Origin of the sequence: Bradyrhizobium sp. SZCCHNR1093 (assembly GCF_032381175.1) — a bacterium.
Classification (GTDB): Bacteria; Pseudomonadota; Alphaproteobacteria; order Rhizobiales; family Xanthobacteraceae; genus Bradyrhizobium.
In genome coordinates, this window is sequence record NZ_JAUHJJ010000002.1 from 884498 (window position 1) to 910298 (window position 25801).

Here is a 25801-nt window from a genome sequence, read left to right on the forward strand (position 1 = left end):
CGCCCGTGGCAGGAGCGCTTCTCGAGCCAGCCCGGCTCGACATGGACGACGTTGCGCGCGACGTGCGTCCGCCGTCCTCGACGCATGATCGGACCGTCCAGCCCGCCTCAGATCAGCAAGGGCAGCTGCGCGTCCGCCCCGGCGTCATTCTGCTGCTGCAAGGATGACAGCGAAACGCCGAGGAGCCGCACCGGCTTCGGCAACGGCATCTCGCTCTGGAGGAGTGCAACGGACAACCGCGCCAGATCCTCGCGACTTCCGACCGCGTGGGCGACGGACCTGCTGCGCGTCATGATGTCGAAGTCGGCGAACTTGACCTTCAGCGTGACCGTCCGGCCTCGGTTGCCGCTGGCTTCACAATGCTGCCAGACCTTGTCGATCAGGGGCTGCAGCTCCGCCAGCATCGGCTCGAATTCCGTCAGGTCCGTCGAGAAGGTGTTTTCGGCGCCGACGGATTTTCGGATGCGATTGGCTCGGACCGGGCGATTGTCGATTCCGCGCGAGATCCAATAGTAGTGGTTGCCCGCTTTGCCGAAGTGCTGCTGGAGGAAGGGCAGGGTCTGATTGCGGATGTCGAGGCCGGTATGAATTCCGAGCGCGTTGAATTTCGCAGCGGTCGCCGGGCCGATGCCGTGAAACCTGCCGACCGGCAGCCCCTCCACGAAGACCGGACCCATCTCCGGCGAAATGACGTATTGCCCATTGGGCTTGCGATGGTCCGAGGCCAGCTTGGCGAGGAACTTGTTGTAGGAGATTCCCGCGGAGGCATTGAGTCCGGTTTCGGCCTTGATCCTGGCCCGGATCTGCAACGCGATGTCGCGCGCCAGCGGAATGCCTCGCAGGTTTTCGGTGACGTCCAGATAGGCCTCGTCCAGCGACAGAGGTTCGATGATCGGCGTGTGCTCGGCGAAGATGGCGCGGATCTGCTGGCTGATGGCCTTGTAGACCTCGAAGCGCGGCTTGACGAAGATCAGGTCCGGGCACTGGCGCTTTGCCGTCACCGACGGCATGGCCGAGCGCACGCCGAACGCCCGAGCCTCGTAGCTCGCGGCTGCCACGACGCCGCGCTCGCGCGATCCGCCGACGGCCACGGGTTTGCCGCGCAGCTCGGGATTGTCCCGCTGCTCGACCGACGCATAGAATGCATCCATGTCGATGTGGATGATCTTGCGAATGGCCGGCGGCGCGGCATCCTGTTCCGGACCGGAGCTTGGCATCGCCAAGCTCTATCAGAGCGTGGCGATGAAGTCTGCCCGGCCCGAGCGCTGCCTGCGACGTCCCTTTGACGGCGGCGTTGCGATGAGATCTGCCCGTCAGGCCATCAAACGGCGGCTGGGGAAAAGCGCTCAGAAAAAAGGATGGCCTACGGTGATTGAAACGAAGCAGCGCAGCCGGGACCCGTTGTCAAAACGGGTCACGCCGCCGCGACCGAAATTCGCCTGGCCCGGCTGTGATGTTCGAGCTCACGTTCCTGGGGACCTCGGCGAGCGTTCCGTCCGCGGACCGCAATCATCCCGGCCTTCTCGTTCGAGCAGGCCGGGATCGCATTCTCGTCGATTGCGGCGAGGGGATCCAGCGTCAGCTGCTCCGCGGTGGGGCAGGCTTTCGGCGGCTCGATCGGATCCTGCTCACCCACGGCCATTTCGACCATGTCCTCGGCATTCCCGGACTGTTTTCCACCCTGCGGCTGCGCAGGAGCGCTGACATCATGCGCGTCCACGGCAGCCCCGGCACGCTCGATGTGGTGGTCCGAATGCTCGCGGGGCTGTGGGGCGAGGGCCGCGCGCCGATCCCGCTTGAGTTCGTACCGCTCAGGCGCGGGGAGGTTCTCGACGCCGGTGAGTTTACGATCAACTGCTTTCCCGTCCGGCACCGCGACACCGACAGCTTCGGCTTCGAATTTGTGAGTCGAGCGCGCCGCCATCTGCTGCCAGAGCGTCTGGCAGCGCTCGCCGTGTCCGATGGGCCCGTGCGGAAGGCCTTGGCGGAGGGCCGGCCGGTCACGCTGGAGGATGGCCGAACCATCGATCCCGAGGATGTTCTGGGGCCTCCGCAGGGACCAAAGAAGCTCGTCATCGTCGGCGATGCGGAAACGACCGAGGGTCTGCACGAGCACGTCCGCGACGCGGACATGCTCGTGATCGAGGCGACCTTCCTCCGGCGCGATTCTGCCATGGCTCGCGACTACGGCCACCTGACGGCCGCGGAGGCCGCCGGCCTCGCGGCGTCCAGCAACATCAGGCAGCTCGTCCTGAACCACATCTCCGGCCGCTATCCCGACGAGGAGATCCTCGCCGAGTCGCGGGAGATCTTTCCTGACAGCCGAGTCGCGATCGATTTCGACCGGATGGTGGTCTAGCGGCTCGTTCGGGCACGTCTGCTACGTCGCACCCGAGCCGCTCTGCAAACGGCTCTGGACGAACGCGATGTACCAGTCGAGGCAACCGGGATTGGCCATCGCATCGCGGTTGATGACCTTGTCGAGGGGCTGCCCGAGCAGGAGCTTCTTGATCGGGAGCTCCTGCTTCTTGCCGGACAGCGTGCGCGGGATCTCGGCAACCGCGAAGATGTCGTCAGGCACGAAGCGTCGCGACAGGCTGCTTTCCACCGCCATGTTGATCTTCCGCTTCATCGCTGCATCGAGCGCGACGCCGTCGCGCAGGACCACGAACAGCGGCATGTAGCTGTCTCGGCCGAGATATTCGAGATCGACGACCAGCGAATCGAGGATCTCCGGCAGCGCTTCGATGGCCGAGTACAATTCGCTCGTCCCCATGCGCAGCCCGTGGCGATTGATGGTCGCGTCGCTACGGCCATAGATCACACAGGAGCCGTCCGGATCGACCTTGAGCCAATCGCCGTGCCGCCAGACCGGCCCGCCCTCGCGCGTCCCGAAGGCGTCGAAATAGCTTGCGAGATAGCGCGCATCGCCGTCGTCGTTCCAGAACCGCAGCGGCATCGACGGCATCGGCGCGGTGCAGACGAGCTCTCCGACCTCGCCGATGACAGGCTTGCCCTGGTCGTTGAAGGCCTCGACCGCTGCGCCGAGCACGCGGCACTGCATCGTTCCGGGCACCTGCGGCAATTCGCGATTGCCGCCGATGAAGGCGCCGGCGAAGTCGGTGCCGCCCGAGATGTTGGCCCACCACATTTGCGCCTGCGCCCGGCTGCCATTGACCTGCGACAGCGCCGCGAACCGCTGATCGAACCAGGCCTGCGTGTCGGCGCTGAGCGGCGAGCCGGTGGACCCGAGGCAACGCAGATGGGACAGATCGCCTGCGTCGGCCAGGTTGATGTCCGCCTTGACGCAGCTCGCGAAGAACGCCGCGCCCGCGCCGAAGAAGGTGGATTTCGAATTCGCCACGAATCGCCACAGCGTGGTCCAGTCCGGACGATCCTTCGGTCCCGCGGGGCTGCCGTCGAAGATGCAGCACGTGGTCCCGTTCAGAAGCGCGCCGACCTGGTTGTTCCACATGATCCAGCCGGTCGAGCTGTACCAGTGATAGCGCTCGCCGAACGAATTTGGCTGATAGGAGCAGCCGATGTCGTTGTGCAGCCCGAGCAGGGCGAGTGTGACGACGATGATGCCGCCGTGACCATGCACGATCGGTTTCGGCAGCCCGGTGGTGCCGCTCGAATAGACGATCCAGAGCGGATGATCGAACGGAAGCCGCTCCGGCTCGAAGGCATCGACGCCAGGGCTTGTTCTTGCCAGAACGTCCGAGAGACGAACCCCGTCGCTCACCTGCGCGCCGGCATCGTCACTGTGCAGGATGACGTGACCGAGTGTCGGCAACGACCGGCGCAGCTCCTCGACGACACCGCGACGATCGTGCCCGCGGCCGGCATAGGTGACCGCATCGCAGGCGATCAGCACCTTGGGTTCGATCTGCTTGAACCGGTCGATCACGGCGGGCGCGGCCATGTCGGGCGCGCAAACGCTCCAGATCGCGCCAATGCTCGCCGAAGCGAGAAACGCGATGATGGCTTCGGGTATATTGGGCAGATAGGCGGCGACCCTGTCGCCGGGCGCCACGCCTTGCTCGCGCAGATGCAGCGCCAGGGCGGCTGCCTTTCGCCGAAGCTCGGGCCAGGTCGTCTCCGTGAGCCTGCCGTCCTCGTGACTGCTGATGATCGCAGGCAGGCCCGCCGCATCGGCGGCGTCGACGTGACGAAAGACCTGCTGGGCGTAGTTGACCGAAGCGCCCGGAAACCAGACCGCTCCCGGCATCGTGCGCTTGCCGAGGACGGTCGAAAACGCGGTCGGCGACTGCAGGTCATAATAGTCCCAGATGCTGCGCCAGAATCCGTCGAGGTCGCGGATGGACCATTGCCGCATCTCCTCGAAGCTTTCGAAGTGGAGGCCGCGATTGTCCCTCAGCCATTGCCGGTAGAGAGCCATTTGCGGGACGTAGGGAGCTGTCATCATTCGTTCCGGCTTGTTTGCATGGTACGGCCAGGAGACGCCAAGAGGCGCTCATTTCGACTTCTGCTTCCGCCGCTTGTAGAGCGCGTTGAAGCCCCCGGCCATGAAGGTCACGAACCGCTCGCGGACCGCGGCGAAATCGTCGGACTTGCACAGGCCGCCGGACAGGCGGTCGATCCGGCCGGTCCGTGACAGGATCAGCGAGTAGGCGCCGGAGGTGAACTGGAAGCTCCAGAACAGGTCCTCAGGCCTGGCGTCGGGCAACGCCTTCTGCAGCAGCCCGATGAGACGCAGCACCAGCGGATCGAGATAGGTGTCCATCATCTCCACGCCATAGCCCGGCGCGTTGGCGACCTGCGCGAAGATGCGGCCGAAGTGTCGCCAGTTGTCCTCTTCGTTGACGTAGACGTCGAACGCGCCGTCATAATAGGCACGCAGCGCGCCTTCAACGGTCGGACGATCTCCGACCTTGGCCTCGTAGGCATCCAGCCCGGCCGTGCGCACCGTGACCGCGTATTCCATGCGGCGTTCGAACACGGCATCGAACAACGCCCTCTTGCCCTCGAAGTAGTAATGGATCAGCGCAGGATGGATGCCCATCTTGTCGGCCACATCCTTGATCGTCACGCCGAAATAGCCGAGCTGCGCGAACAGCTCCTCGCTGGTGTCGAGGATCAGCTTCACCGTCGTCGCGCGCTGTTCCGCGCGCGTGCGGCGCCCCTCGGGTTTCGGCTCTGCTGGCATGCTCTCCGTGGTCCCTGATCGGCGCACACAGGAACGGCACCGTTGGTGTTTTGACGATGAGGGGGTGGGCGCGCCCGGTCAAGCAGGACTTCGGGCTTCCAACATTTTCATTTAGTGCTAAATGAATGAACTTGACCGGCGGCCGGCCGGACGGTAGGTCTCGGAGACCTGATGGAAGGCGGTCGACGATCGGGCGGCGGGCAGCGCGTCGCCAGTCTCGTCGTGCGCGGACATCATCAAAAACAATCGGCTGGCCATGGATCAGCCGCTCACGGGAGGACACATGACACGGATCAAGTCGACGGCGGCTGCCCTGCTGATGTTCGGCGTGGGCCTTTCAGCCCCGGCATCCGCTGAAAAGAAATACGACGTCGGCGCGACCGACACCGAGATCAAGATCGGCCAGACCAACCCGCTCAGCGGGCCGGCTTCCGCTTTCGGTGCCATCGGCAAGGCGGAGGCGGCCTATATCCGCATGATCAACGAGCAGGGCGGCGTCAATGGTCGCAAGATCAACCTCATTCAATACGATGACGCCTATAGCCCGCCGAAGACGGTCGAGCAGGTGCGCAAGCTGGTCGAAAGCGAAGAGGTGCTGACCACGTTCCAGATCATCGGCACGCCGCCGAATGCCGCGGTCCAGAAATATCTGAACAGCAAGGGCGTTCCGCAGCTTCTGGCGGGAAGCGGAGCGTCCCGCTTCACCGATCCCAAGAACTTTCCGTGGACGATCTCCGCCAACCCGAACTACCGGTCGGAAGCGCACATCTACGCAAGATACATCCTGGAGAACTATCCGAACGCGAAGATCGGCATCCTCTATCAGAACGACGACCTCGGCAAAGACTACGTCAAGGGCCTGAAGGACGGGCTCGGCGCCAAGGCCGGCATGATCGTGAAGGAGCTGTCCTACGAGCTGTCCGACCCGACGGTCGATTCCCAGTTGGTGACGCTGAAGGCATCGGGCGCCGACCTCTTCTACAACATGTCGACGCCGAAATTCGCGGCGCAATCGATCAGGAAGGCCGCCGAGCTCGGCTGGAAGCCCGTCCACATCCTGGAGGTCAACGCGACGGCGGTCGGTCAGGTGCTCGTGCCCGCGGGGCTCGAGAATGCCAGGGACATCATCTCGGTCGCCTACGGCAAGGATCCGCTCGATCCGCAATGGGCCGATGACGAGGGCATGAAACGCTACAAGGCGTTCATGGCGAAATACGCGCCCGGCGAGGACGCCAACAGCGGCTTTGCGACCTATGGCTACTCGACGGCCGCTCTGCTCGTCCACATTCTCAGGCAATGCGGCGACGAGCTGACGCGCGCCAACATCATGAAGCAGGCGACCAACATCAAGGGCTTCGTTCCCGATCTCGGGCTGCCGGGAATGTCGGTGACGACGACCCCCGATGACTACCGCATCAGCAAGCAATTCCAGATGATGAAATTCGATGGTCAGCGATGGATCATATCGGGGCCGATCCTGACCGACGACTTCAAGGCGGACTGAAGCTTCTCACCGGGCCACGGCCTGATCGGGCGCTGCTTGTGCGCCCGGTCATCCCGCTGCCTCTGCTTTGCCGTCACGGTGCCGCGGCGAAGGCCGGTGGCCGAAAGCTGACCCCTGTCCATCGGAGCGCCGCTCATGACCAGTGAAGCCGTCTGCCGCCGTCGGGGCTTCGATCCTGCGGCGCTTGCAGCGATCGGCCCGGAACTCGCCGCATTCGTCGATCGCGGGGAGCTCGCCGGCATCGTGTCTCTCACCTCGCGCGGCGGCGAGATCGTTCATGCCGAGACGATCGGCTGGCGCGATGTCGAAACCAAGAGCCCGATGCGCCCGGATACGTTGTTCCGAATCGCGTCGATGACCAAGCCGATCACCTCGGTGGCGGCGATGATGCTGGTCGAGGAAGGCAGGATCGCCTTGGCGGACCCGATCTCCCGGTGGATTCCAGAGCTGGCCGATCTGCGGGTCCTGCGTGACGCCGCCGGCCCGCTCGACGATACCGTGCCCGCCCGGCGCGCGATCACCGTCGAGGATCTGCTCACGCACCGTTCGGGCATCGCCTATGCGTTCTTCTCGGAAGGCCCGCTCAAGCTCGCCTATGAGCGCGCGCTCGGTGATCCCGCGATGAACCGGTCCACGCCCGACGAATGGCTCGCTGCGCTTGGCACGCTGCCGCTGGCGTATCAGCCCGGCGACCGCTTCCACTACGGTCATTCGACCGACGTGCTCGGCTTCCTGATCGGCCGGGTCGCAGGCAAGCCGCTTCGGCAGGTGCTACAGGAGCGCATCTTCGCGCCGCTCGGCATGGCCGACAGCGATTTCTGGTTGCCGCACGCCAAGCGAGATCGTCTGGCGAGCCTGTATGGATATGACGACACGGCGGGGCGGCTCGCGAAGGTCGAGCCGGTCATGTATGACGAGCCGCCGGCCTATACGCCGGGCGGCGGCGGGTTGATCTCGTCCGCGCCCGACTATCATCGGTTCGCGCGCATGCTGCTGAGAGGAGGCGAGCTGGACGGCGTCAGGCTGTTGCGACCCGAAACCGTCAACCTGATGCGCACCAACCGGCTGATTGACGCGCAGCGCCAGATTCCCTTCGCCGGCATGCCGCTGTGGCAGACCTGCGGATTTGGGCTCGGACTTGCGATCGCCGAGGATTCCGTCGGCAATCCCTATGCCTGTGGCGCACCGGGCTCGATGACCTGGCCGGGCATCTTCGGCACCTGGTGGCAGGCCGATCCCGTCAATGACCTGATCATGATCTATCTGATCCAGCATCAAGTGCCGGTCTCGGCGGGGACAGGGGCCACGATTGCCACCGGGCGCGGCGCTGCCGGCCGCCGTGCTCTTCCCGTCTATCAGCGTGGAACCTACGCCGCGTTGTCCCACATTGTGGAACAAGCGACATGACCGGGGCAGCGCTTGTCACCCCCGCGTGTCGGGCGGATTCGTCCAGGATGTGGACGCCAACATTCCGCCGAATGAAACGTCCGATCAGCGGCGAGCCGCCTGTCCTCACATTGCCGGAGCGGCAACATGCGTTCATGTCATGCCGAGCTTGTCATCCGGCCGTTATTCTGCTCAGTGCTTCTTCAAATTGCGCGATCATGCGCATCGATCGACTGAAGTCGACAGCCCGCGAGGAAACAAGACTATGCGCAAGTTAACTTTGGCCATTGCCCTGATCGTCCCGATGCTAGGTCACGCCGCGCAAGCCGAGGACACCGTCAAGATCGGCTATATCGATCCGCTGTCCGGCGGCGGCGCCAGTATCGGCGAGGGGGGCCTGAAGACGTTCCAGTATCTGGCCGACGAGCTCAACGCCAAGGGCGGCATTCTTGGCCATAAGGTCGAGATCGTGCCGTTCGACAATAAGACCAATCCGCAAGAGAGCCTGGTCCAGGCCCAGAAGGCGATCGACGCCGGCGTCCGCTATATCACGCAAGGCAACGGATCGTCCGTCGGGCTCGCGCTGGAGGATTTCGTCAACAAGCACAACACGCGCAACCCCGGCAAGGAAGTGCTGTACTTCAACTATGCCGCCGTCGATCCGAGCATGACCAACGAGAAATGCAGCTACTGGCATTTCCGCTGGGACGCCAGCTCGGACATCAAGATGGAGGCGCTCACCAACTACATGAAGGACATCCCGTCCATCAAGAAGGTGTATCTGATCAATCAGGACTATTCTTTCGGCCAGTCGGTCCGCAGCGACGCGCGCAAGATGCTCGCGGCGAAGCGGCCCGATATCCAGATCGTCGGCGACGAGCTGCATCCGCTGCTGAAGATCACGGACTTCTCGCCCTACATTGCCAAGATCAAGGCGTCCGGCGCCGACAGCGTCATCACCGGCAATTGGGGCCAGGACATCGCGCTGCTGCTCAAGGCCGCCGCCGATGCCGGCCTGAAGGTCAACTGGTACACCTATTATGCGGGCGGCGCCGGCGGCCCGACCGCCATCAAGCAGACGGGCCTGGATCATCAGGTCTTCCAACTGACCGAAGGCTTCGCCAATTCGGGCCATCAGGCCGCGATGGACTACGAGAAGGCGTTCCGCGCCAAGGTCAACATGTCGCTGTGGTACCCGCGCGCGGTCAACGAGATGCGCATGTTCAAGGCGGCGGCCGAGAAGGCCAACTCCATCGACCCGGTGAAGGTCGCGGCCGCGCTCGAGGACCTCAAGCTCGAGGTGCTGGATGGCGGCACCGGCTTCATGCGCAAGGATGATCACCAGTTCTTGCAGCCGATCTACGTCTCGTCCTTCGGCAAGCTCGCGGCGAACGAGACGTTCGACGAGGAGAACACCGGCTGGGGATGGCACCTGGTCTCCAGGGTCGATACGCCCCAGGCCATGGTGTCGACGACGTGCAAGATGGCGCGTCCGTAACGATCCGCGCCGGCTTCCCGCACGAGGTCAGCGTGCGGGAAGTGGCGCCGGCCGTGCGTCGGTCCGTCAGAGAATGAGCGGCAGGGCATTGAAGCCCGGGACATTCGCGAGTGCGCCGTGCTTGAACTCATCGTCATTTCGACCCTCAACGGCGTGCTGTTCGGCATGCTGCTGTTCCTGCTGTCGAGCGGGCTGACCGTCATCTTCAGCATGATGGGGGTGCTCAATTTTGCTCACGCCAGCTTCTACATGCTCGGCGCCTTCTTCGGCTTCCAGCTCACGAAGTGGGTCGGCTTCTGGCCGGCCCTGCTGCTCGCGCCGCTGCTGGTCGGGGCCATCGGCATGGCGGTCGAGCGCTATGGTCTGCGCAACACGCACAAGCATGGCCACGTCGCCGAGCTGCTGCTGACCTTCGGCCTCGCATTCGCTATCGAGGAGATCGTCTCGATGATCTGGGGCAGGACCCCGCTCGACTATCGCGTGCCGGCGCTGCTGGACTTTCCCGCGTTCACGATCTTCTCGACCAACTATCCGGCGTACAAGCTTTTCATGCTGGCGGTATCGGTGACGATCTTCGTGGTGCTCCTGATCGTGCTCAAGCGCACCCGGGTCGGCCTGATCGTGCAGGCGGCGTTGACCCATCCCCATATGGTGGGCCATCTCGGCCACAATGTCGGACGCGTATTCATGGTGGTGTTCGGGGTCGGCAGCGCGCTGGCCGGCCTCGCCGGCGTCATCGCCGGCCCCGCCTTGGTCACGCAATCCGACATGGCCGCCGCACTCGGGCCGATCCTGTTCGTGGTGATCGTGTTCGGCGGCCTCGGCTCGCTGCCGGGCGCCTTCATCGCCTCGCTCGTGATCGGCCTGGTGCAGACCTTCGCCGTCGCGTTGAACGGCTCGCTGGCGAGTGCCTTCGGACCGCTCGATCCCTCCGCAGGGCCATCGGTGCTCACCGACATCTGGAACGTGACCATAGCGCAGGTCGCGCCGATCGTTCCCTACCTGCTGCTGGTGCTCGTCCTGATCGTGCGCCCCGTGGGCCTGATGGGGACTCGCGAATCATGACCGCAGCAGTCACCTCCGCGTCTCATCTCGCGGCAAAGCCCGCCGGCTCCCGTCTCCGCTTCTACGCCGTCTGGCTGATCGGCGTGGCCGTGCTGATCGTGCTGCCGCTGCTCTTCAATTCGGGCGGATCGCTGACCTCGTTCAACCTGATCGGGATCGCGATCGTGTTCGCGCTGTCCTACAACGTCCTTCTCGGTCAGACCGGATTGCTGTCGTTCGGCCACGCGGTTCATTACGGCCTCGGCGGCTTCGCGGCTTGTCACATGATGAACGCGGTGGTGGCGCATGGCTGGCCGATTCCGCTGCCCTTCATTCCGCTGTTCGGCGGGCTGGGCGGCCTCGCCTTCGCGATCATCCTCGGCTGGGTCATGACCAAGCGCGCCGGCACGGTGTTTGCGATGATCTCGCTCGGCATCGGCGAGCTCGTGGCGTCGTCGTCGCTGATCCTGCGCTCGGTGTTCGGCGGCGAAGCCGGCATCACCACCGACCGCACCGCTCTGCCACGCATGTTCGGCTGGACCTTCGGCCCGCAGCTGCAGGTCTATTACCTGATCGCGTTCTGGCTGGTGCTGTCGGCAATCGCGATGTATGCGCTGACCCGGACGCCCCTGGGACGGATCAGCAATGCGGTGCGCGACAATCCCGAACGGGTCCAGTTCATCGGCTATGATCCGCACGTCGTCCGCTATCTCGCTTATTGTTTTGCCGGGTTCTTCGCTGGCATCGCGGGCGGACTCGCGGCGATCAGCTTCGAGATCGCGAATTCCGCCTATCTCGGTGCAATCCAGTCGGGCCTCGTGCTGTTCGCGACCTTCATCGGCGGGACGGCCTATTTCTTCGGCCCGATCCTCGGCGCGATCCTGGTGACCTATCTCCAGCTCGGGCTGACGAGCCTCACCAGCGTATGGCAGCTCTATTTCGGCATCATCTTCATCGGCATCGTCATGTTCTCGCCCGGGGGCATTGCCGGTCTGCTGATGATGCACCGGCCGCTGGTCCGTGCCGGAACGCTCGGAATGGTGATCCCGTCCTATCTCGTGGCCATCGTGCCGACCGCGGCGCTCGCCTACGGCGTCATCCTGACCATCGAGACGGTCGCGCGCTATTCGGGTGGTGACGCCATCAACCTGTTCGGCATGGCGTTGAATCCGCAGTCGCCGGCGACATGGAGCGCCGCCGCGATTCTGGTGGTCGCCGGCTTCGTCGTCGGGCGGTGGACGTGGCAGCGGATCGCCGAAGCCTGGGACAGGGCCGCCACCGTGGCGCGTGACCGGGGGTATCTGGCATGACCGCAGCGATCGAAGTTCGTGCCGTCGAAAAGCGCTTCGGCAATGTCGGCGTGATCCGCGACCTCAATCTCAGCGTCACCAAGGGCGAGCGCCACGCCATCATCGGCCCGAACGGGGCCGGCAAGTCCACGACGTTCAACCTGATCAGCGGACACATCAAGCCGACCTCCGGCGAGGTGAGGCTGAACGGCGAGGTCATCTCGGGCCTGCGGCCGTTCGAGATCAATCGGCGCGGCCTGTCGCGCTCGTTCCAGGTCACCAACGTGTTCGCCCGCATGACCGTGTGGGAGAACGTCCGATGCGCCGTGCTGTGGGCGACCGGACATCGTTACGCGTTCTGGAAGAACGTCGACAGTCTCCCGGAGGTGCGGGAGCGGACCGCCCAGATTCTCGACGACATCCATCTCACGCATCGGCGTGACATTCCCGCGGGATTGTTGACCTATGCCGAGCAGCGCGAGCTGGAGATCGGGGTCACCATTGCGAGCGGTGCGACGGTCGTCATGCTCGACGAGCCGACGGCCGGAATGAGCCACGCGGAAACCGAGCGCGCCGTGTCGTTGATCCGGCGGCTCACCGAGGGGCGGACGCTGGTGATCGTCGAGCACGACATGAGCGTGGTATTCGGTCTCGCCGATCGCATCTCGGTGCTGGTCTACGGCCACATCATCGCGTCGGGCACGCCGGAGGAGATCCGTCGCGACCCGAAGGTGAAGGAAGCCTATCTCGGCGAGGAGGCCCACTGATGCTCGAAGTCAGGAACCTCCACGCTTACTACGGCAAGAGCCATATTCTGCAGGGCGTCGACCTCGACGTCGCCGCCGGCGAAGTCGTGAGCCTGCTCGGCCGCAACGGCGTCGGCCGCTCGACCACCGTGAAGGCGATCATGGGCGAGGTCAGCCCGCAGGGGACGATCCGCTTCAAGGACCGGGACATTGCAGGTCTGCCGAGCTACAAGATCGCGCGCCTTGGGCTCGGTTATGTGCCCGAACATCGCGATATCTTCCCGAGCCTCACCGTCCGGCAAAACCTCGTGCTCGGCATCAAGGACACGCGGCGGCCGGGGAAGTGGCGCCTTCAGGACATGCTCGACATGTTTCCCAATCTCGCGGCGCGCGCCGATACGCCGGCCGGCGTCTTGTCGGGCGGCGAGAAGCAGATGCTGACCACCTGCCGGACGCTGATGGGCGACCCCGACCTCATCATGATCGACGAGCCGACCGAAGGTCTGGCGCCGCTGATCGTGCAGCAGGTCGGCGATCTGATCGCCCGGATCGCAGCGGCGGGCGTCGCGATCCTGCTGGTCGAGCAGAAGCTCTCGATCGCCATGCGGATCTCGAAGCGCGTCTACGTCATGGGCCATGGCCGTGTCGTGTTCGAAGGAACGCCGGATCAGCTCAAGGCCAACACCGCGGTCCGGCAGGAGTGGCTCGAAGTGTGAGGTGCGCGGACTGCGGGCACGCGTTCGCCGATGCAGCTCGGGCAGAAGTGCAACAGACATCCTGCCGTGCCCGAATCCATCAGTTCAGGTCTGAGGCAATGGATGTCGCAGCATGCGGTGCGGAAACGCGGCGTGGCGCTCGCGCAGCCTCAGGGCAACGAGGCGCGCGATGCAGATCGACGCCGTCGCGATCGCGATGCCGGCGATCATGTCGACGAGGAAATGTCCGCCGCCGATCGGGGTCGAGAGCAGCATCGCGCCGTGGATCAGGACATTGAACGGTCGCAACCAGCGCAATGACCACAATGCCCAGCCGTCGAGGACCGCGGCCGCCGCGTGAAAGCTCGGAAAGGTCACGATCCCCGCGAGATGGCTGGTGTCCAATAGGCGCAGCGTCCCGTCGCGAACCAAGGGCACCTCGCGCGCCGTGTCGAAATAGGCTTGGGGAATGAGGTTTGCGTAGGCCGACGGTGGTAGCTCCAGAGCGTGGTACACGCCGAGTGCAGGAACAAACAAGGTGATGATGCATGTCAGCGCCAGCGTCAGGCTGATCGCGAGGTTGAACTCTGCAAACCGGCGATAGTGGCCCAACAAGGGAAGGGCCACGACGATGATGCAGATCGTCCAGGAAATGGATCGATAGCCGAACGCGAGGGTCAAGACGGCCCACGGACGGTCATTGACGAACGACAAGTACTCGCGAAAGTCGAAGCCGAGGGCGCGATCGAGGGCGAGCAGGTTGGCGTCCTGAAGCGGCAGGTTGGCGGCCGTCGCAATGTAGGACAGTGATGCCAGCACGGTGGATGCCAGTGTGGTCTGGGCCATCCCGGTCAGGAATGAGAACATCCAGGGTTTGGCACGCTGGGCCGACCGTGCATTGGCGTAGCCGATGAGGCCATAGGCGGCCGATGTCGACAGCACGACGACGTAGCCGATTGGTTCGATGCGAAAGTCCGTAAAGATCAGGCACAGTCCGAACAGCACCCAAAGTGCTGTCATGACAGCCCAGTTGAACCGGAACACGGCCCAGGCCGTCGCTGCATCCCCGCTGTCATGCGCCCGTTGCAAGACGCTCTTTGTCCAGGCGAGCCAGCGGCGGCTGAGATCAGGCAATAGACCACCGGCGGCGGTGTCCGACATTGTCGTCCGCTCTCACGTTTCAATGGATTTCGACTTGTTTCCCGTCGGTGTCTTGTTACGGCCAATCAGGCCAACAAATCAACCTTTGCGGGTAAAATACGGAGATACCGTGATGAGATGCTTAACTGAACGTAGCCTGGAATCCTGTATCGGTTGTGTCGAGACCGCATTCATGTCCGGAAAACGAAGCCGCTTTCGTGTCGACACAGCCCTCGTGTAAAGGGTCTTCACCATTCATCATGGGAAGCCACCCGTGGTAGTGCTGTCGTATGCGCCGCAGCTCGCAGGCCGGCTTGCGGGAGGGCCGGTCGCCGCGGTCGCTGTCCGTGCTGCCGTCTTCCGTCCGATCGCCCCGTCGCGATGTCGCGTGCGATCACAGTTTCTGGCGGCCGTAGATCAGGAGCATCAGGATGATCACGGCGCCGTAGATCAGCTGGCGGCCGGCCTCGCTGATCTGCATCACCGACAGGATCGATTGTAGCAGGGTGATCAGCACGACGCCGGCGACGGTGCCGAGATAGCTGCCGCGGCCGCCGAGAATGTGCGTGCCGCCGAGCACGACGGCGGCGATCGAGGGCAGCAAATAGGCGTCGCCCATCGACTGCGCTGCCTTCGAGGCATAGCCCGCGAGCAGCACGCCGCCGAAGGCGGAGAGGGCGCCCGACAGCGCGAACGCCAGCATGGTGATGCGGCGTGTATCGATCCCTGAGAGATAGGCGGCGCGCTCGCGGTTGCCGATGGCGTAGATGGCGCGGCCGAACGTGGTCCGCGACAGCAGCCAGATTGCTGCGCCGCCGATGATCGCCCAGACCAGCACCGCGTTCGGAACGCCGGGAACAATGGTGCCGGTGGCGAGATAGCGCATCGCCTTGGAGGCGGAATCCTGCGGCGCGAAGCCGCCGGTGTAGGCGACCATCAGCCCTTGCGCGACCGCGTTGGTCGCCAGCGTGATGATCATCGAGGGGATGCGCAGATAGGCGACGCCGATGCCGTTCAACAGACCGATGGCGGCGCCGCAGAGAATGCCGCAGGGAATCGCGATGATGGCGCCGGTCGTGCCATGAGCGGCCGCCGCGCAGGCCATCATCGCACCGGTCGTGACGACCCACGGCACCGACAGATCGATCTGGCCGAGCAGGATCACCAGCATCATCCCGGTGGCGATCACGCCCAGGAAGCTCGCGACCTTCAACTGCTGCAGCAGATAGTCCGGCGACAGGAAGCTGCGCGAATAGAGACTGCCCACGAGCAGCAACAGCAAGATGCAGCCAAAGGAGGCGGCCACCGCCGGATCGATCCGGCGCAGCATGGCGATCCCCCGACGGGCCGGTTGTGATGCCGTTGCGTCGCTCATCCGAACCACTCCAGGCGATTGCGCACCCGCACCAGGCCGAACGCTCCGATCGAGACCGCGAGCATCAGCACGAGGCCCTGGAATAGCGGCTGCCACAGCGGATCGAAATCGAACACGAACAGGAGATCGCCGATGGTGCGGAACGCGAGGGCGCCGAAGATCGCCCCGATCGCGCTGCCGCGCCCGCCCATCAGCGACACGCCGCCGAGCACCACGGCCGCGATCGAGAACAGGGTGTAGGCGTTGCCGCTCGCATAGGCGGCCTCGCCGGTATACGAGAAGAACGTCAGGAACAGGCCGCCGATCGCCGACAATAGGCCGGCCAAGGTGTAGGCGACAAACTTGGCCGCGCGGATCGGCGCGCCGGACATGTAGGCTGCGACCTCGGAGGAGCCGGTCGCGAACGCGGCGCGGCCGACGACCGAGCGGCTATAGGGCACCCAGATCAGCAGCGCCGTCACAGCCAGAACCACGAGACTCGTGGGCAGCACGCCGAACAGCCTGCCGGTCAGGGCATCCGCCAGCGTCTCGTTGACGGACCCGCCGGGATTGGGTCGCAGGAACAGCGCGAGCCCGTAATACATCGCGCCCGTGGCGATCGTGGTCACGATCGGCTGCAGACGCCCGAAGATCACGATCGCGCCGTTGATCATGCCGCAGACGATGCCGGTGCCGAGCACGCCGGCCACGCCGAGCGCCGTCTCGGCGGCGGTTCCGACCACGATCCAGGACGCGAGGCAGTTGGTCAGGGTCAGGATCATGCCGACGGACAGATCGATGCCGGCGGTGATCACCACGATCGCCTGCGCCATGGCGACGAAGGCCAGCAGCGTCGCCTTGTTGGCGGCGGTCTGCACCATGTTGGCGCTGAAGCCGGCCGGATGATTGGTCGCATAGAGCACGAACATCGCGACGAAGATCCCGATCGCGAGCAGGGTGCCGCGCTGTTCGGAGAGCCAGTACCGCCACTCGGTCATGCCGGACTCGCTTCCGCTCGCTCGCCCTCGTCGACGTTGAGCGCGCTGCTGACCAGCGCGCGCTCGGTGATCTCGGCCCCCGCGAGCTCGCGCCTGATCGCGCCATCATACATCACCAGCACGCGGTCGCAGCAGCCGATCAGCTCGTCATAGTCGGTCGAATAGAGCAGGATCGCGGCGCCCTCGTCGGCAAGCCGGCGCAGCAGCCGGTAGATCTCCTGCTTGGTGCCGACATCGATGCCGCGCGTCGGATCGTTGAGCAGGATGATGCGCGGCTTGTTCATCAGCCATTTCGCGATCACGACCTTCTGCTGGTTGCCGCCGGAGAGCGCGCTGACGGCGAGATCGGGGGAGGCGGTCTTGATCTCGATCAGGCGGATCATCTCGTCGATCAGCGTCGATTGCCGCTGCCGGTCGATGATGCCGAATGTCGCGAACCGGTCGAAGGCGGCAGCCGAGAGATTGTCGCGCACCGACATCGGCAGCATCAGTCCTTCGGTCTTGCGGTCCTCCGGAATGAGCGCGAGACCAATGCGCTCCGACTTGGCGGTGACGGGGCTGTCGATCGTCACCTTGTTGCCGTCGATCAGAATGTCGCCGCGACAGTCTCGCAGCACGCCGAACAGCGCCAGCAGCAGCTCGCGCTGGCCCTGGCCGTCGAGCCCGCCGAGACCGATGATCTCGCCGGCCTGCAGCGAGAACGAGATGTCCTTCAGCCGGTCGCCCCAACTGACGCTCCTGCATTGCAGCGCGGGCGGCCGGCCATCGATTTTCCGCGGCGGCTTTTCCGGGAAGGCATGCTTGTACTCACGGCCGATCATGAGCTCGATCACTTCGGCATCCGTTTTGGTACCGGCCGGGAAAGTCGCGATGCGGCGGCCGTTGCGGAACACGCTGCAGTCGTCGGCGAGCTCCGCGATCTCGTGCATGCGATGGGAGATGTAGAGCAGCGCCAGCCCCTCGCTGCGCAGGCGCTTCAGCACCTTGAACACCTTGGTCACGTCGGAAGCGGTCAGCGCCGAGGTTGCCTCGTCGAGGATCAGGATCTTGGGCTGCCGCGACAGCGCTTTCGCGATCTCGACCATCTGCCGGCGCGACAGCGGCAGGTCCTTCACCAGCGCACGCGGATGAATATCGCCGGCGCCGGCGCGGTGCAGCGCCTCCTCTGCAAGTCGACGCTGGGCTCGCCGATCGATCATGCCGAACCGCGTCGGCGGATGAGAGATCATGATGTTGTCCGCGACCGACAGGTCGGGAATCAGCGACAGCTCCTGGAAGATGCAGACGACGCCGGCATCGTTTGCCGCGGAAGGACCGGTGAAGGCAACCTCGCGTCCCGCAAGCGTCATGCGGCCTTCGTCCGGCGTGACCACGCCGACCATGAGCTTGATCAGCGTCGACTTGCCGGCGCCGTTCTCGCCGAGAATCGCGTGGATGCGGCCGGGATGGACCTCCAGGTCCGCACCGTCGAGAGCGATCACGCCGCCGTAGCGCTTGGACAGTCCTTCGGCGCGAAACAGCGGCTCGGCCGCGATCATGCTTGCTCCCTCAGTCGTTTGGGCAATAGGGACGGGCTGGCCGCGAGAGAACTCGCGGACCAGCGATCGCACCGGCCTATTGGTTCTCTTTCGACTGGCCCATGATCTCCTGCGCCGTGAAGTTGATGCCGCAGGTCGGGAAGGAGTTGCCGACGAAGAAGTTGTCGGACTGTGCCGGGAAGTAGTCCTGATCCTTCTTGAAGCTCGGATCTTCCACGACGGCGAGCGGCAGCTTGACCGATTGCGGCACCACCTTGCCTTCGAGGGCGGCGAGCGCGACCTTGATCGCGACCGCGACCTGCGCAGGGCCGGTACCGGCGGAAGAGCATTTCAGGCCTTCGGACGCCTTGGCGGCGCAGAACTTGCGGAAGCCGTTTTCGGTCTCGCCACCGAACGGCACCATCTTGTGCTTGGCGTCGAGCATGGCCTGCACGATGCCGGTGTCGCCGCCCTGGCCGGAGATCGCATCGAACGGACCATTGGTCGCGATCGCATCCGCCGTGGCCTTCTGGGCGACGCCGTCGTCCCATTTGCCGACGACCTCGGTGACCTGCCACTTCTTGCCGGAGCCGTCGAGAACGGAGTGGAAGCCGTTGTGACGATCGGTGTCGACCGAGGTGCCGGCGACGCCGCGCACCTCGAGCACCTTGCCGCCGCCCGGCACGTTCTTGACCAGCCACTTCGCCCAGAGTTCGCCGAGACCCTTCTGGTCGACGTTGACGTTGATCGCATCTTCCGTCGCAAGGATGTTGTCGAAGGCGACGAGGATCACGCCGGCCTGCTTGGCACGCTTGATCACCGGCCCGAACGCGGTCGGGTTCTGCGCGTTGACGACAATCGCGTCATAGCCGGAGTCGATGAAGTTGTTGATTGCCGAGATCTGGGCCGGGACGTCCTCGCCGGTCGAGACGACCTTGAACTCCTTCAGCTTGGCCTTGACCTCCGGCTGCGCCGCATAGGCCTTCGCGGTCTGGATCATCTGGATGCGCCAGGTATTGGCGATGTAGCCGTTCGCCAGTGCGATGCGGTACGGGCCCTTCTTGGCCGGAAACTTGAAGAACTTGGTGTCCGCGGTCCACGGCACCATGCATTCAGGCTCGGTCGCCGGTCCCTTGACCATCTCCGGCTCCGCCAGCGCCTTGCCGGCAAACGCCGTGACCAACACCAGCGATGCACAAGTGGCAAGGCATCGCGCCCTCATCGACTTGGACGACATTCGTGACCTCCCCTGTTGTTGTGGCGCCAAATCAATGACGCATGTGCGAGACGCCTCTTTGTTTCCGGAGGTTTGTGCGAGCATTGCTCGTCGTCTCGACCCGCCAAGCGTTACTGATCAATGACAGCGCTGTCAATTACCGTCGCGCGGCTTTTGCCAAGCGGCCGGTCGCATGTCATGAATATGGTTCGGACAAATCCGCGTGAATCAATGTTGCAAGGATCATGTCTCAGAAGCGTCGCACCACGCTGGAGGACGTCGCCCGCATCGCCCATGTCAGCGCTGTCACCGTGTCGCGGGCGCTGCGGCGGCCCGATATGGTGTCGCCGGAGTTGCGCAAGCGGATCGATGCCGCGGTCGACAGGCTGGCCTATGTGCCGAACTTCGCGGCGAGCCGGCTCGCCTCGACCCGCACGCATTCGATCGGCATCGTCGTGTCGTCGCTCTCCAACGGCATCTTCGCGGACTACCTGCAGGCGATCTACGACACCCTGCTGCCGCTCGGCTTTCGCCCCGTCGTCGTCAGCAGCCGCTATTCGGCGGAGGAGGAAGAGGGCGCCATCAGGACGCTGCTGGGCCAGAACATCGAGGCGCTGATCCTGGTCGGGGTGAATCAGACGCGGGCCGCGCGGCGCGTTCTCGAACGTTCGCGGATTCCGGTGGTGCAGACGTTCGAGCTGACCGACGATCCGATCGATCTGAATGTCGGACTTTCGCAGCGCCAGGGCGGCTACGCCGCGACCCGCTTCCTGATCGAGCTGGGACATCGGCGGATCGCCTACCTCTCCGGACAGCGCGACGACCGGGCACGAGCCCGGCTGGAGGGTTATCGCGCGGCGCTGACGGAAGCTGGTTTGGACGGCGAGTCGCTGGTTGCCTGGCTCCCGGCACAGACGACGATCTCGCTGGGGCGGAAGCTGACCGAGGAGATGCTCGCGAGCGGAGCTCCCGGTGCGATCTTCTGCTGCGATGACAACATCGCGCTGGGTGCGTTGTTCGCCTGCCAGCAGGCGGGGCTGGAGGTCCCGCGCCGGATCTCGCTGATCGGCTTCAACGACCTGGAATTCGCGGCGGCCTCCAATCCGCCGCTGTCGACCGTGCTGACGCCGCGCGCCGACATGGGGCGCGTGGCGTCCGAACTGGTGCTTCAGGTGATCGCCACCGGCAAGCGGCCGAGAACGCGTCGGATCGACCTCGGCTTCGAGATCGTCGCACGCGGCAGCACCGGACCGCATCTCGTGGCTTCGTGATGATGGTCGCGCCCTTTCGGGCGCAGTGCTGCACGTGGTGCGGCCGAGCACCCATTGCATCACCCACGAGCAGGCCAATCTCTCGCAAGGAGGCAGCGGCCCCCGCTGGGCGAGATCGCCGCGCCGGCCACGAGCGTTCCCGACCGCCTGGCGGACCAGGCGGTAAGCCAGATGACGAGCCTTGCGACGACCATGTCGCGGCCGATTGCGCGCGAGCCCCGCAGGGTCGCGCGCCGCACGTTCTCGTGCGCCCCGCGTCCCGTTCTGGACGGCTCCGATATTGTCTGACAGAAACGTCGGACGCATCCATCGGGCATCATGACCGCTGCAGCGCAAACGGGGGAGAGCGGCCGGCCAATCCGGCCATGGTGACACGCCTCCGTTGCCTCGGCCGTCGCGCGGCCGCGTGGTGATGCACCGTGCCGAGGTCTGATCTGACCGAGGACGAGCTGCAAGAGAAGCCGGAGAGCTGCCATGAACGCCAATGTCAAACTGCCTGCCGCAAAGGGCGTCTTCATCGACAACACGTGGCAGCCCGCGCAGTCGGGCCGCACCATTGCGATGCTTGCTCCGGCGACCGGCCAGGTGATCGCTTCGATCGCGGCAGGGGATGCGGCCGACATCGATCTTGCCGTGGCGGCGGCGCGCCGCGCGCTCGAAGGCCCGTGGGGCCGGCTCGCCGCGGTGGACCGCGGGCGCCTGCTGTCGAAGCTCGGCCGCCTCGTCGAGGACAATGCCGAGGAGCTCGCGAAGCTCGAAGCGGCGGATACCGGCAAGCCGATGAAGCAGGCCAAGGCGGACGTCGTCGCGGTCGCGCGCTATTTCGAATATTACGGCGGCGCCGCGGACAAGGTGCATGGCGACACCATTCCCTTCCTCGACGGCTTCTTCGTCACCACGGTGTACGAACCGCTCGGCGTCACCGGCCATATCATTCCGTGGAACTATCCGGGCCAGATGTTCGGCCGCACCGTCGCGCCGGCGCTGGCGATGGGCAACGCGACCGTGATCAAGCCGGCCGAGGAGGCCTGCCTTGTGCCGCTGCGTCTTGCCGAGCTCGCGGCGGAAGCCGGCTTCCCGGCCGGTGCGATCAATGTCGTGCCGGGCCTTGGCGAGGAGGCGGGTGCGGCGCTGTCGGCGCATGACGGTATCGATTTCATCTCCTTCACCGGCAGCCCCGAGGTCGGCACGCTCGTGCAGACGGCGGCCGCGAGGAACCACATCGGCTGCACGCTCGAGCTCGGCGGCAAGTCGCCGCAGATCGTGTTCGCCGACGCCGATCTCGATGCGGCGCTGACCTCGGTGGCCGCGGCGATCGTACAGAACGCCGGCCAGACCTGCTCGGCCGGCTCGCGCGTGCTGGTGGAGCGTTCGATCTGGGACCGTTTCCTGGCCGACCTCACGCTCCGCTTCGAGAAGATCACCGCCGGCACCCCGGAGATGGATCTCGATCTCGGCCCCGTCATCAGCGCGGTGCAGAAGAAGCGCATCGAGAGCATGCTGGCGCGTGCCGAGTCCGGCGGCGCCAAGCGCGTGGCGCAGGGCAAGATCGCCGACGGCGTGCCGAGCGAAGGCTTCTACGTCGCGCCTGCGCTCTACCAGCAGGTCGCCCGCGACTCCGAGCTGGCGCGCGACGAGGTGTTCGGCCCGGTGCTGGCGGCGATGCCGTTCGACGACGAGGCCGATGCGATCAAGCTTGCCAACGGCACCGATTTCGGCCTGGTCGCGGGCGTATGGTCGGGCGACGGCTCGCGGGCGATGCGCGTCGCGCGCAAGGTCCGGGTCGGCCAGATGTTCGTCAACGGCTACGGCGCCGGCGGCGGCATCGAGTTGCCGTTCGGCGGCATGAAGAAATCGGGACACGGCCGCGAGAAGGGTTTCGAGGCGCTGTACGAGCTTGCGGCGATGAAGACCCTGATCGTCAAGCACGGCTAGCGGATTCGCATCTCCGATCAATTCCGCCGTGCGGACGTCACTGACAACGCCGCCCGGCGTTGTTGTCAGTCCGCGCGGCGAGGCGCTAGAGCACGATCCGGAAAAGTGGAAGCCGGTTTTCCGAAAAGATCATGCTCAGACAAAGAGCTGACATCAGGGTTTGCAGAAGGAGACGAGCGGATGAGCGACGAAAAAGAATTGTTCGAGAAGGGCCTGAAGGTGCGCCGCGAGGTGCTCGGCGCGGCCTACGTCGATGGCAGCCTCGCCAAGGCCGACGACTTCATGATGGCCTTCCAGCACATCACCACCGAGATGTGCTGGGGCTATGCCTGGACCCGGCCAGGACTGGATCGCCGCACCCGCAGCATCATCAATCTCGCGATGCTGACCGCGCTCAGCAAGCCGAGCGAGCTGAAGCTGCACGTCAAGGGCGCGCTCACCAACGGCGTCACGGTCGACGAGATCAAGGAGATCCTGCTGCACGCCACTGTCTATTGCGGCATTCCCGCAGGGCTCGAAGCCTTCAAGGCTGCGCATGAGGTGCTGGTCGCGGAAGGCGCGATCGCCAAGAAGGACGGCGCAAAGGACGGCACATGAGCGCGCCGGGAAAGATCCTGTTCGTCGGCATCGGCAACATGGGCTGGCCGATGGCCGCGCGCCTGCTCGGCGCCGGCTTTGCGGTTGCGGTCAATGATGCCGTTCCAGAACGGGCTGCGGATTTCGTGCACCAGGTCGGCGGCATCGAGGCGGGGGATCTCGCGGCGGCAGCGGCAGATGCCGACGTCATCGTCACGATGCTGCCGACCAGCAAGCATGTCGCGGACGCGGTCGGGACCCTGCGCGCCGGTCTGAGGCAGGGTCACATCGTGATCGACATGAGCTCCGGCGCGCCGGCCGCGACGCAGGCGATCGCGGCCGATCTCGCGCCGCTCGGCGTGATCATGCTCGATGCGCCGGTCAGCGGCGGCGTGCCGCGCGCGGTGACCGGCGAGCTCGCGATCATGGCCGGCGGCGAGCCGGCTGCGCTCGATCGCGTCGAGCCGCTGTTACGCGCGATGGGCACGACGATCCACCGCATCGGCGGCCTCGGCTCGGGCCAGGCGATGAAGGCGCTCAACAACCTCGTCTCGGCCGGCGGCTTCCTGATCGGCATCGAGGCGCTGCTGATCGGCCAGCAGTTCGGCATCGATCCCGGCCTGATGACCGACGTGCTCAACGCCTCGACCGGCATGAACAACTCGACGCAGAAGAAGTTCAAGCAGTTCGTGCTGTCGCGCCAGTTCAACAGCGGCTTCGGCCTCGACCTGATGGTGAAGGACCTGTCGATCGCGCTCGAGGTTGCGCGTGCAGCCGGCGTCGCCGCGCCGTTCTCCAACCTCTGCCGCGAGCTCAGCGCCAGCGCGCAGGGGATGCTCGGACCCGGGCAGGATCACACCGCGCTGGCGAAGCTGAGCGAGGCGCTGGCCGGCGTCGCGCTGAAGGGGTGACTGGTACTTCTGCGTCACAACCACCGTCATTCCGGGGCAAGGCCGTGGGCCTTGAACCCGGAATCTCGCGATTGTTTTGCGTCCACACCCGACAATTTCGAGATTCCGGGGCAATCGTCAACGCGTAGCCGCTTCGCGCCTTCGCATTGCCGATTGCCCCGGAATGACAGCGGAAACTGCAACTGCTGAGATCCGCGTGACGCAGTCGGACTAACCCTGGCGCCGCAAGAAGCCGGTGATCGTCACCTTGTCCCAGATGCCGGCCGCGGCGAACGGGTCGGCGCGGTTGAAGGCTTCGACCTCGGCGCGGCCGGGAGCCTCGACCAGGAACAGGCTTCCGATCATCGTCGACCCATCGTCGGAGACGAGCGGGCCGGACATCACGATGGTGACGGGCAGGCGCGCGGTGTCGCCGAGATAGGCCTTGTGCGCATCGTAATTGGCAAGCCGGACCGGCAGCGCGTCCGGCTTGTCGACCGCGTGAATCGCAAACAGCATGAATTCTCTCCGCAAGTTGAAGCAGGACGGCTGCATGCCGTCCTGCTTCCGGACTGATGGCTGACCCTATTTCGCGCTGAGCTTGCTCGCCTCCTCGAAGGTCGGGCAGGTCCGCTGCTCGAGCGGAACGTCGAACGGCTGGTAGTTGTCCTTGGTGATGACGGTCGGCTTCAGCACGATCTCGCCGATGACCGGCTGGCCGCGCAGCGAGCGGACGACCATCATGGTGCCGAGGCAGCCCTGGGCGAAGCCGTTGTAGTCGCCGCTGGCGAGCAGCTTGCCGGACTTGATCGCGTCGATCGCCTCCTTGGTGCCGTTGATGCCGATCACCTGGGCCTTGCGGTTGGCGCCGTCCAGCGCCTCGATGGCGCCGACGGCCATGGCATCGTTGGCGGCGAGCACGCCGTCGATCTGCGCATTGGACTGCATCAGGTTCTCCATCACCTGCAGGGCCTGCAGGCGCTGGTAGTTGCCGGGCTGCGACGCCAGCAGCTTGGCGCCGGGGTTCTCCTTCAGCGCGTCGTTGAAGCCGCGGACGCGGTCGACATTGGTCAGCGAGCCCTTGACCCCTTCGATGATGACGATGTTGCCCTTGCCGCCGAGCGTCTTGAGCAGGAACCGGCCGGTCTCGAGGCCCAGGCTGTAGTCGTCGGCGCCGACGAAGGAGACGAACTTGCCGCCCGCCGAGCGGTCGGTGATGTTGACGACGGGGATCTTGGCGTCGTTGACCTTCTCGACGCCGGGCACCATCGCCTTGTAGTCGACCGGCGTGAAGACGATGGCGCTCGGCTTCTTGACCACGACGTCCTCGATCTGGCTGAGCTGCTCGGGGATCGAGTCCGGCTTGGTCGGGATGTAGTGCAGGATCTTGGCGTTGAGCACCTTCGCCATGTTGTCGGCGCCGACCCGCACCGTCTGGAAGAACGGATTGGTCTGGTTCTTGGTGAACACGGCGATGGTCTCTCCATCGGCGCGGGCCTGCGTCGTGACAGCCGTGATCAGGAGTGCGAGCGCGAGGCTGTGCGGTATCCGGTGTTGCATGGTGTTTCCATC

General features: G+C 65.1%; 22 protein-coding genes. 12 read left to right on the forward strand and 10 right to left on the reverse strand.

The window, feature by feature from the left end:
* Positions 1-107: 107 nt before the first annotated feature.
* Positions 108-1217, reverse strand: coding sequence for a DNA polymerase IV (dinB, locus tag QX070_RS09735; RefSeq protein WP_315736667.1), 1110 nt, complete (start codon positions 1215-1217; stop codon positions 108-110).
* A 236-nt stretch (positions 1218-1453) separates the two neighbouring features.
* Here dinB and QX070_RS09740 point away from each other — a divergent pair, with 236 nt between their 5' ends.
* Entirely contained in the window at positions 1454-2359 is a 906-nt protein-coding gene (locus QX070_RS09740) for an MBL fold metallo-hydrolase (protein WP_315736668.1), read from the forward strand.
* Between the two features lie 21 nt (positions 2360-2380).
* Here the strand turns inward: QX070_RS09740 and QX070_RS09745 are convergent, their stop codons facing one another.
* Together QX070_RS09745 and QX070_RS09750 are read right to left on the reverse strand one after the other, a co-directional pair.
* Positions 2381-4426 carry an acetoacetate--CoA ligase gene (locus tag QX070_RS09745; protein WP_315736669.1) on the reverse strand — a complete coding sequence of 682 codons (2046 nt, stop codon included), beginning with the start codon at positions 4424-4426 and terminating at the stop codon, positions 2381-2383.
* Between the two features lie 51 nt (positions 4427-4477).
* The gene (locus QX070_RS09750; RefSeq protein WP_315736670.1) at positions 4478-5170 is read right to left on the reverse strand and encodes a TetR/AcrR family transcriptional regulator; all 693 of its coding nucleotides are present in this window, start codon (positions 5168-5170) and stop codon (positions 4478-4480) included.
* Positions 5171-5453: 283 nt separating this feature from the next.
* On the opposite strand from QX070_RS09750, the gene QX070_RS09755 reads away from it, so the two are divergent.
* The 7 genes from QX070_RS09755 (at position 5454) to QX070_RS09785 (ending at position 13353) form a co-directional block, all read left to right on the forward strand.
* Complete coding sequence (locus tag QX070_RS09755; RefSeq protein WP_315736671.1) at positions 5454-6674, forward strand: ABC transporter substrate-binding protein; 1221 nt, start codon at positions 5454-5456, stop codon at positions 6672-6674.
* Between the two features lie 135 nt (positions 6675-6809).
* Positions 6810-8081, forward strand: coding sequence for a serine hydrolase domain-containing protein (locus QX070_RS09760; RefSeq protein ID WP_315736672.1), 1272 nt, complete (start codon positions 6810-6812; stop codon positions 8079-8081).
* Between the two features lie 244 nt (positions 8082-8325).
* A complete protein-coding gene (locus QX070_RS09765) occupies positions 8326-9558 on the forward strand; it encodes a branched-chain amino acid ABC transporter substrate-binding protein (RefSeq protein ID WP_315736673.1) in 1233 nt (410 codons plus the stop codon).
* Between the two features lie 117 nt (positions 9559-9675).
* Positions 9676-10623, forward strand: coding sequence for a branched-chain amino acid ABC transporter permease (locus tag QX070_RS09770; RefSeq protein WP_315736674.1), 948 nt, complete (start codon positions 9676-9678; stop codon positions 10621-10623).
* Entirely contained in the window at positions 10620-11912 is a 1293-nt protein-coding gene (locus tag QX070_RS09775) for a branched-chain amino acid ABC transporter permease (RefSeq protein ID WP_315736675.1), read from the forward strand. The genes QX070_RS09770 and QX070_RS09775 overlap by 4 nt, the downstream gene beginning before the upstream one ends.
* On the forward strand, positions 11909-12658 hold the full coding sequence (locus QX070_RS09780) for an ABC transporter ATP-binding protein (protein ID WP_315736676.1): 750 nt from the start codon (positions 11909-11911) through the stop codon (positions 12656-12658). The genes QX070_RS09775 and QX070_RS09780 overlap by 4 nt, the downstream gene beginning before the upstream one ends.
* A complete protein-coding gene (locus QX070_RS09785; RefSeq protein ID WP_315736677.1) occupies positions 12658-13353 on the forward strand; it encodes an ABC transporter ATP-binding protein in 696 nt (231 codons plus the stop codon). The genes QX070_RS09780 and QX070_RS09785 overlap by 1 nt, the downstream gene beginning before the upstream one ends.
* 84 nt (positions 13354-13437) lie before the next feature.
* Here QX070_RS09785 and QX070_RS09790 read toward each other — a convergent pair whose 3' ends face one another.
* The 5 genes from QX070_RS09790 to QX070_RS09810 form a co-directional block, all read right to left on the reverse strand.
* On the reverse strand, positions 13438-14493 hold the full coding sequence (locus QX070_RS09790; RefSeq protein WP_315736678.1) for a phosphatase PAP2 family protein: 1056 nt from the start codon (positions 14491-14493) through the stop codon (positions 13438-13440).
* Between the two features lie 373 nt (positions 14494-14866).
* Positions 14867-15847, reverse strand: coding sequence for an ABC transporter permease (locus QX070_RS09795; protein ID WP_315736679.1), 981 nt, complete (start codon positions 15845-15847; stop codon positions 14867-14869).
* Positions 15844-16824, reverse strand: a complete 981-nt coding sequence (locus QX070_RS09800; RefSeq protein ID WP_315736680.1) for an ABC transporter permease — start codon at positions 16822-16824, stop codon at positions 15844-15846. The genes QX070_RS09795 and QX070_RS09800 overlap by 4 nt, the downstream gene beginning before the upstream one ends.
* On the reverse strand, positions 16821-18362 hold the full coding sequence (locus tag QX070_RS09805) for a sugar ABC transporter ATP-binding protein (RefSeq protein ID WP_315736681.1): 1542 nt from the start codon (positions 18360-18362) through the stop codon (positions 16821-16823). The genes QX070_RS09800 and QX070_RS09805 overlap by 4 nt, the downstream gene beginning before the upstream one ends.
* Before the next feature lie 76 nt (positions 18363-18438).
* Entirely contained in the window at positions 18439-19578 is a 1140-nt protein-coding gene (locus QX070_RS09810) for a sugar ABC transporter substrate-binding protein (protein WP_315736682.1), read from the reverse strand.
* A 224-nt stretch (positions 19579-19802) separates the two neighbouring features.
* Between QX070_RS09810 and QX070_RS09815 the strand changes: the two genes are divergently transcribed.
* From QX070_RS09815 to QX070_RS09830, 4 genes are all read left to right on the forward strand, one after another.
* Complete coding sequence (locus tag QX070_RS09815) at positions 19803-20828, forward strand: LacI family DNA-binding transcriptional regulator (protein WP_315736683.1); 1026 nt, start codon at positions 19803-19805, stop codon at positions 20826-20828.
* Positions 20829-21302: 474 nt separating this feature from the next.
* Positions 21303-22763: an aldehyde dehydrogenase family protein gene (locus QX070_RS09820; RefSeq protein ID WP_315736684.1), complete on the forward strand. Its 1461-nt coding sequence runs from the start codon at positions 21303-21305 to the stop codon at positions 22761-22763.
* Between the two features lie 180 nt (positions 22764-22943).
* Positions 22944-23360, forward strand: a complete 417-nt coding sequence (locus QX070_RS09825; protein ID WP_315736685.1) for a carboxymuconolactone decarboxylase family protein — start codon at positions 22944-22946, stop codon at positions 23358-23360.
* On the forward strand, positions 23357-24250 hold the full coding sequence (locus QX070_RS09830; RefSeq protein ID WP_315736686.1) for an NAD(P)-dependent oxidoreductase: 894 nt from the start codon (positions 23357-23359) through the stop codon (positions 24248-24250). Before QX070_RS09825 ends, QX070_RS09830 begins: the two co-directional genes overlap by 4 nt.
* 210 nt (positions 24251-24460) lie before the next feature.
* Here the strand turns inward: QX070_RS09830 and QX070_RS09835 are convergent, their stop codons facing one another.
* Positions 24461-24748, reverse strand: a complete 288-nt coding sequence (locus QX070_RS09835; protein WP_315736687.1) for a YciI family protein — start codon at positions 24746-24748, stop codon at positions 24461-24463.
* 66 nt (positions 24749-24814) lie between these two features.
* Positions 24815-25789 carry a sugar ABC transporter substrate-binding protein gene (locus QX070_RS09840; RefSeq protein ID WP_315736688.1) on the reverse strand — a complete coding sequence of 325 codons (975 nt, stop codon included), beginning with the start codon at positions 25787-25789 and terminating at the stop codon, positions 24815-24817.
* Between the last annotated feature and the right edge of the window lie 12 nt (positions 25790-25801).

Excerpts from the sequence above, each read along its gene's own strand:
- QX070_RS09790 (WP_315736678.1), bottom strand. The coding sequence starts at position 14,493 with ATGTCGGACACCGCCGCCGGTGGTCTATTGCCTGATCTCAGCCGCCGC.
- QX070_RS09820 (WP_315736684.1), top strand. The coding sequence starts at position 21,303 with ATGAACGCCAATGTCAAACTGCCTGCCGCAAAGGGCGTCTTCATCGAC.
- QX070_RS09800 (WP_315736680.1), bottom strand. The coding sequence starts at position 16,824 with ATGACCGAGTGGCGGTACTGGCTCTCCGAACAGCGCGGCACCCTGCTC.
- dinB (WP_315736667.1), bottom strand. The coding sequence starts at position 1,217 with ATGCCAAGCTCCGGTCCGGAACAGGATGCCGCGCCGCCGGCCATTCGC.
- QX070_RS09755 (WP_315736671.1), top strand. The coding sequence starts at position 5,454 with ATGACACGGATCAAGTCGACGGCGGCTGCCCTGCTGATGTTCGGCGTG.
- QX070_RS09785 (WP_315736677.1), top strand. The coding sequence starts at position 12,658 with ATGCTCGAAGTCAGGAACCTCCACGCTTACTACGGCAAGAGCCATATT.
- QX070_RS09810 (WP_315736682.1), bottom strand. The coding sequence starts at position 19,578 with ATGTCGTCCAAGTCGATGAGGGCGCGATGCCTTGCCACTTGTGCATCG.
- QX070_RS09825 (WP_315736685.1), top strand. The coding sequence starts at position 22,944 with ATGAGCGACGAAAAAGAATTGTTCGAGAAGGGCCTGAAGGTGCGCCGC.
- QX070_RS09805 (WP_315736681.1), bottom strand. The coding sequence starts at position 18,362 with ATGATCGCGGCCGAGCCGCTGTTTCGCGCCGAAGGACTGTCCAAGCGC.
- QX070_RS09765 (WP_315736673.1), top strand. The coding sequence starts at position 8,326 with ATGCGCAAGTTAACTTTGGCCATTGCCCTGATCGTCCCGATGCTAGGT.
- QX070_RS09775 (WP_315736675.1), top strand. The coding sequence starts at position 10,620 with ATGACCGCAGCAGTCACCTCCGCGTCTCATCTCGCGGCAAAGCCCGCC.
- QX070_RS09750 (WP_315736670.1), bottom strand. The coding sequence starts at position 5,170 with ATGCCAGCAGAGCCGAAACCCGAGGGGCGCCGCACGCGCGCGGAACAG.
- QX070_RS09745 (WP_315736669.1), bottom strand. The coding sequence starts at position 4,426 with ATGACAGCTCCCTACGTCCCGCAAATGGCTCTCTACCGGCAATGGCTG.
- QX070_RS09815 (WP_315736683.1), top strand. The coding sequence starts at position 19,803 with ATGTCTCAGAAGCGTCGCACCACGCTGGAGGACGTCGCCCGCATCGCC.
- QX070_RS09795 (WP_315736679.1), bottom strand. The coding sequence starts at position 15,847 with ATGAGCGACGCAACGGCATCACAACCGGCCCGTCGGGGGATCGCCATG.
- QX070_RS09835 (WP_315736687.1), bottom strand. The coding sequence starts at position 24,748 with ATGCTGTTTGCGATTCACGCGGTCGACAAGCCGGACGCGCTGCCGGTC.
- QX070_RS09840 (WP_315736688.1), bottom strand. The coding sequence starts at position 25,789 with ATGCAACACCGGATACCGCACAGCCTCGCGCTCGCACTCCTGATCACG.
- QX070_RS09780 (WP_315736676.1), top strand. The coding sequence starts at position 11,909 with ATGACCGCAGCGATCGAAGTTCGTGCCGTCGAAAAGCGCTTCGGCAAT.
- QX070_RS09830 (WP_315736686.1), top strand. The coding sequence starts at position 23,357 with ATGAGCGCGCCGGGAAAGATCCTGTTCGTCGGCATCGGCAACATGGGC.
- QX070_RS09760 (WP_315736672.1), top strand. The coding sequence starts at position 6,810 with ATGACCAGTGAAGCCGTCTGCCGCCGTCGGGGCTTCGATCCTGCGGCG.
- QX070_RS09740 (WP_315736668.1), top strand. The coding sequence starts at position 1,454 with ATGTTCGAGCTCACGTTCCTGGGGACCTCGGCGAGCGTTCCGTCCGCG.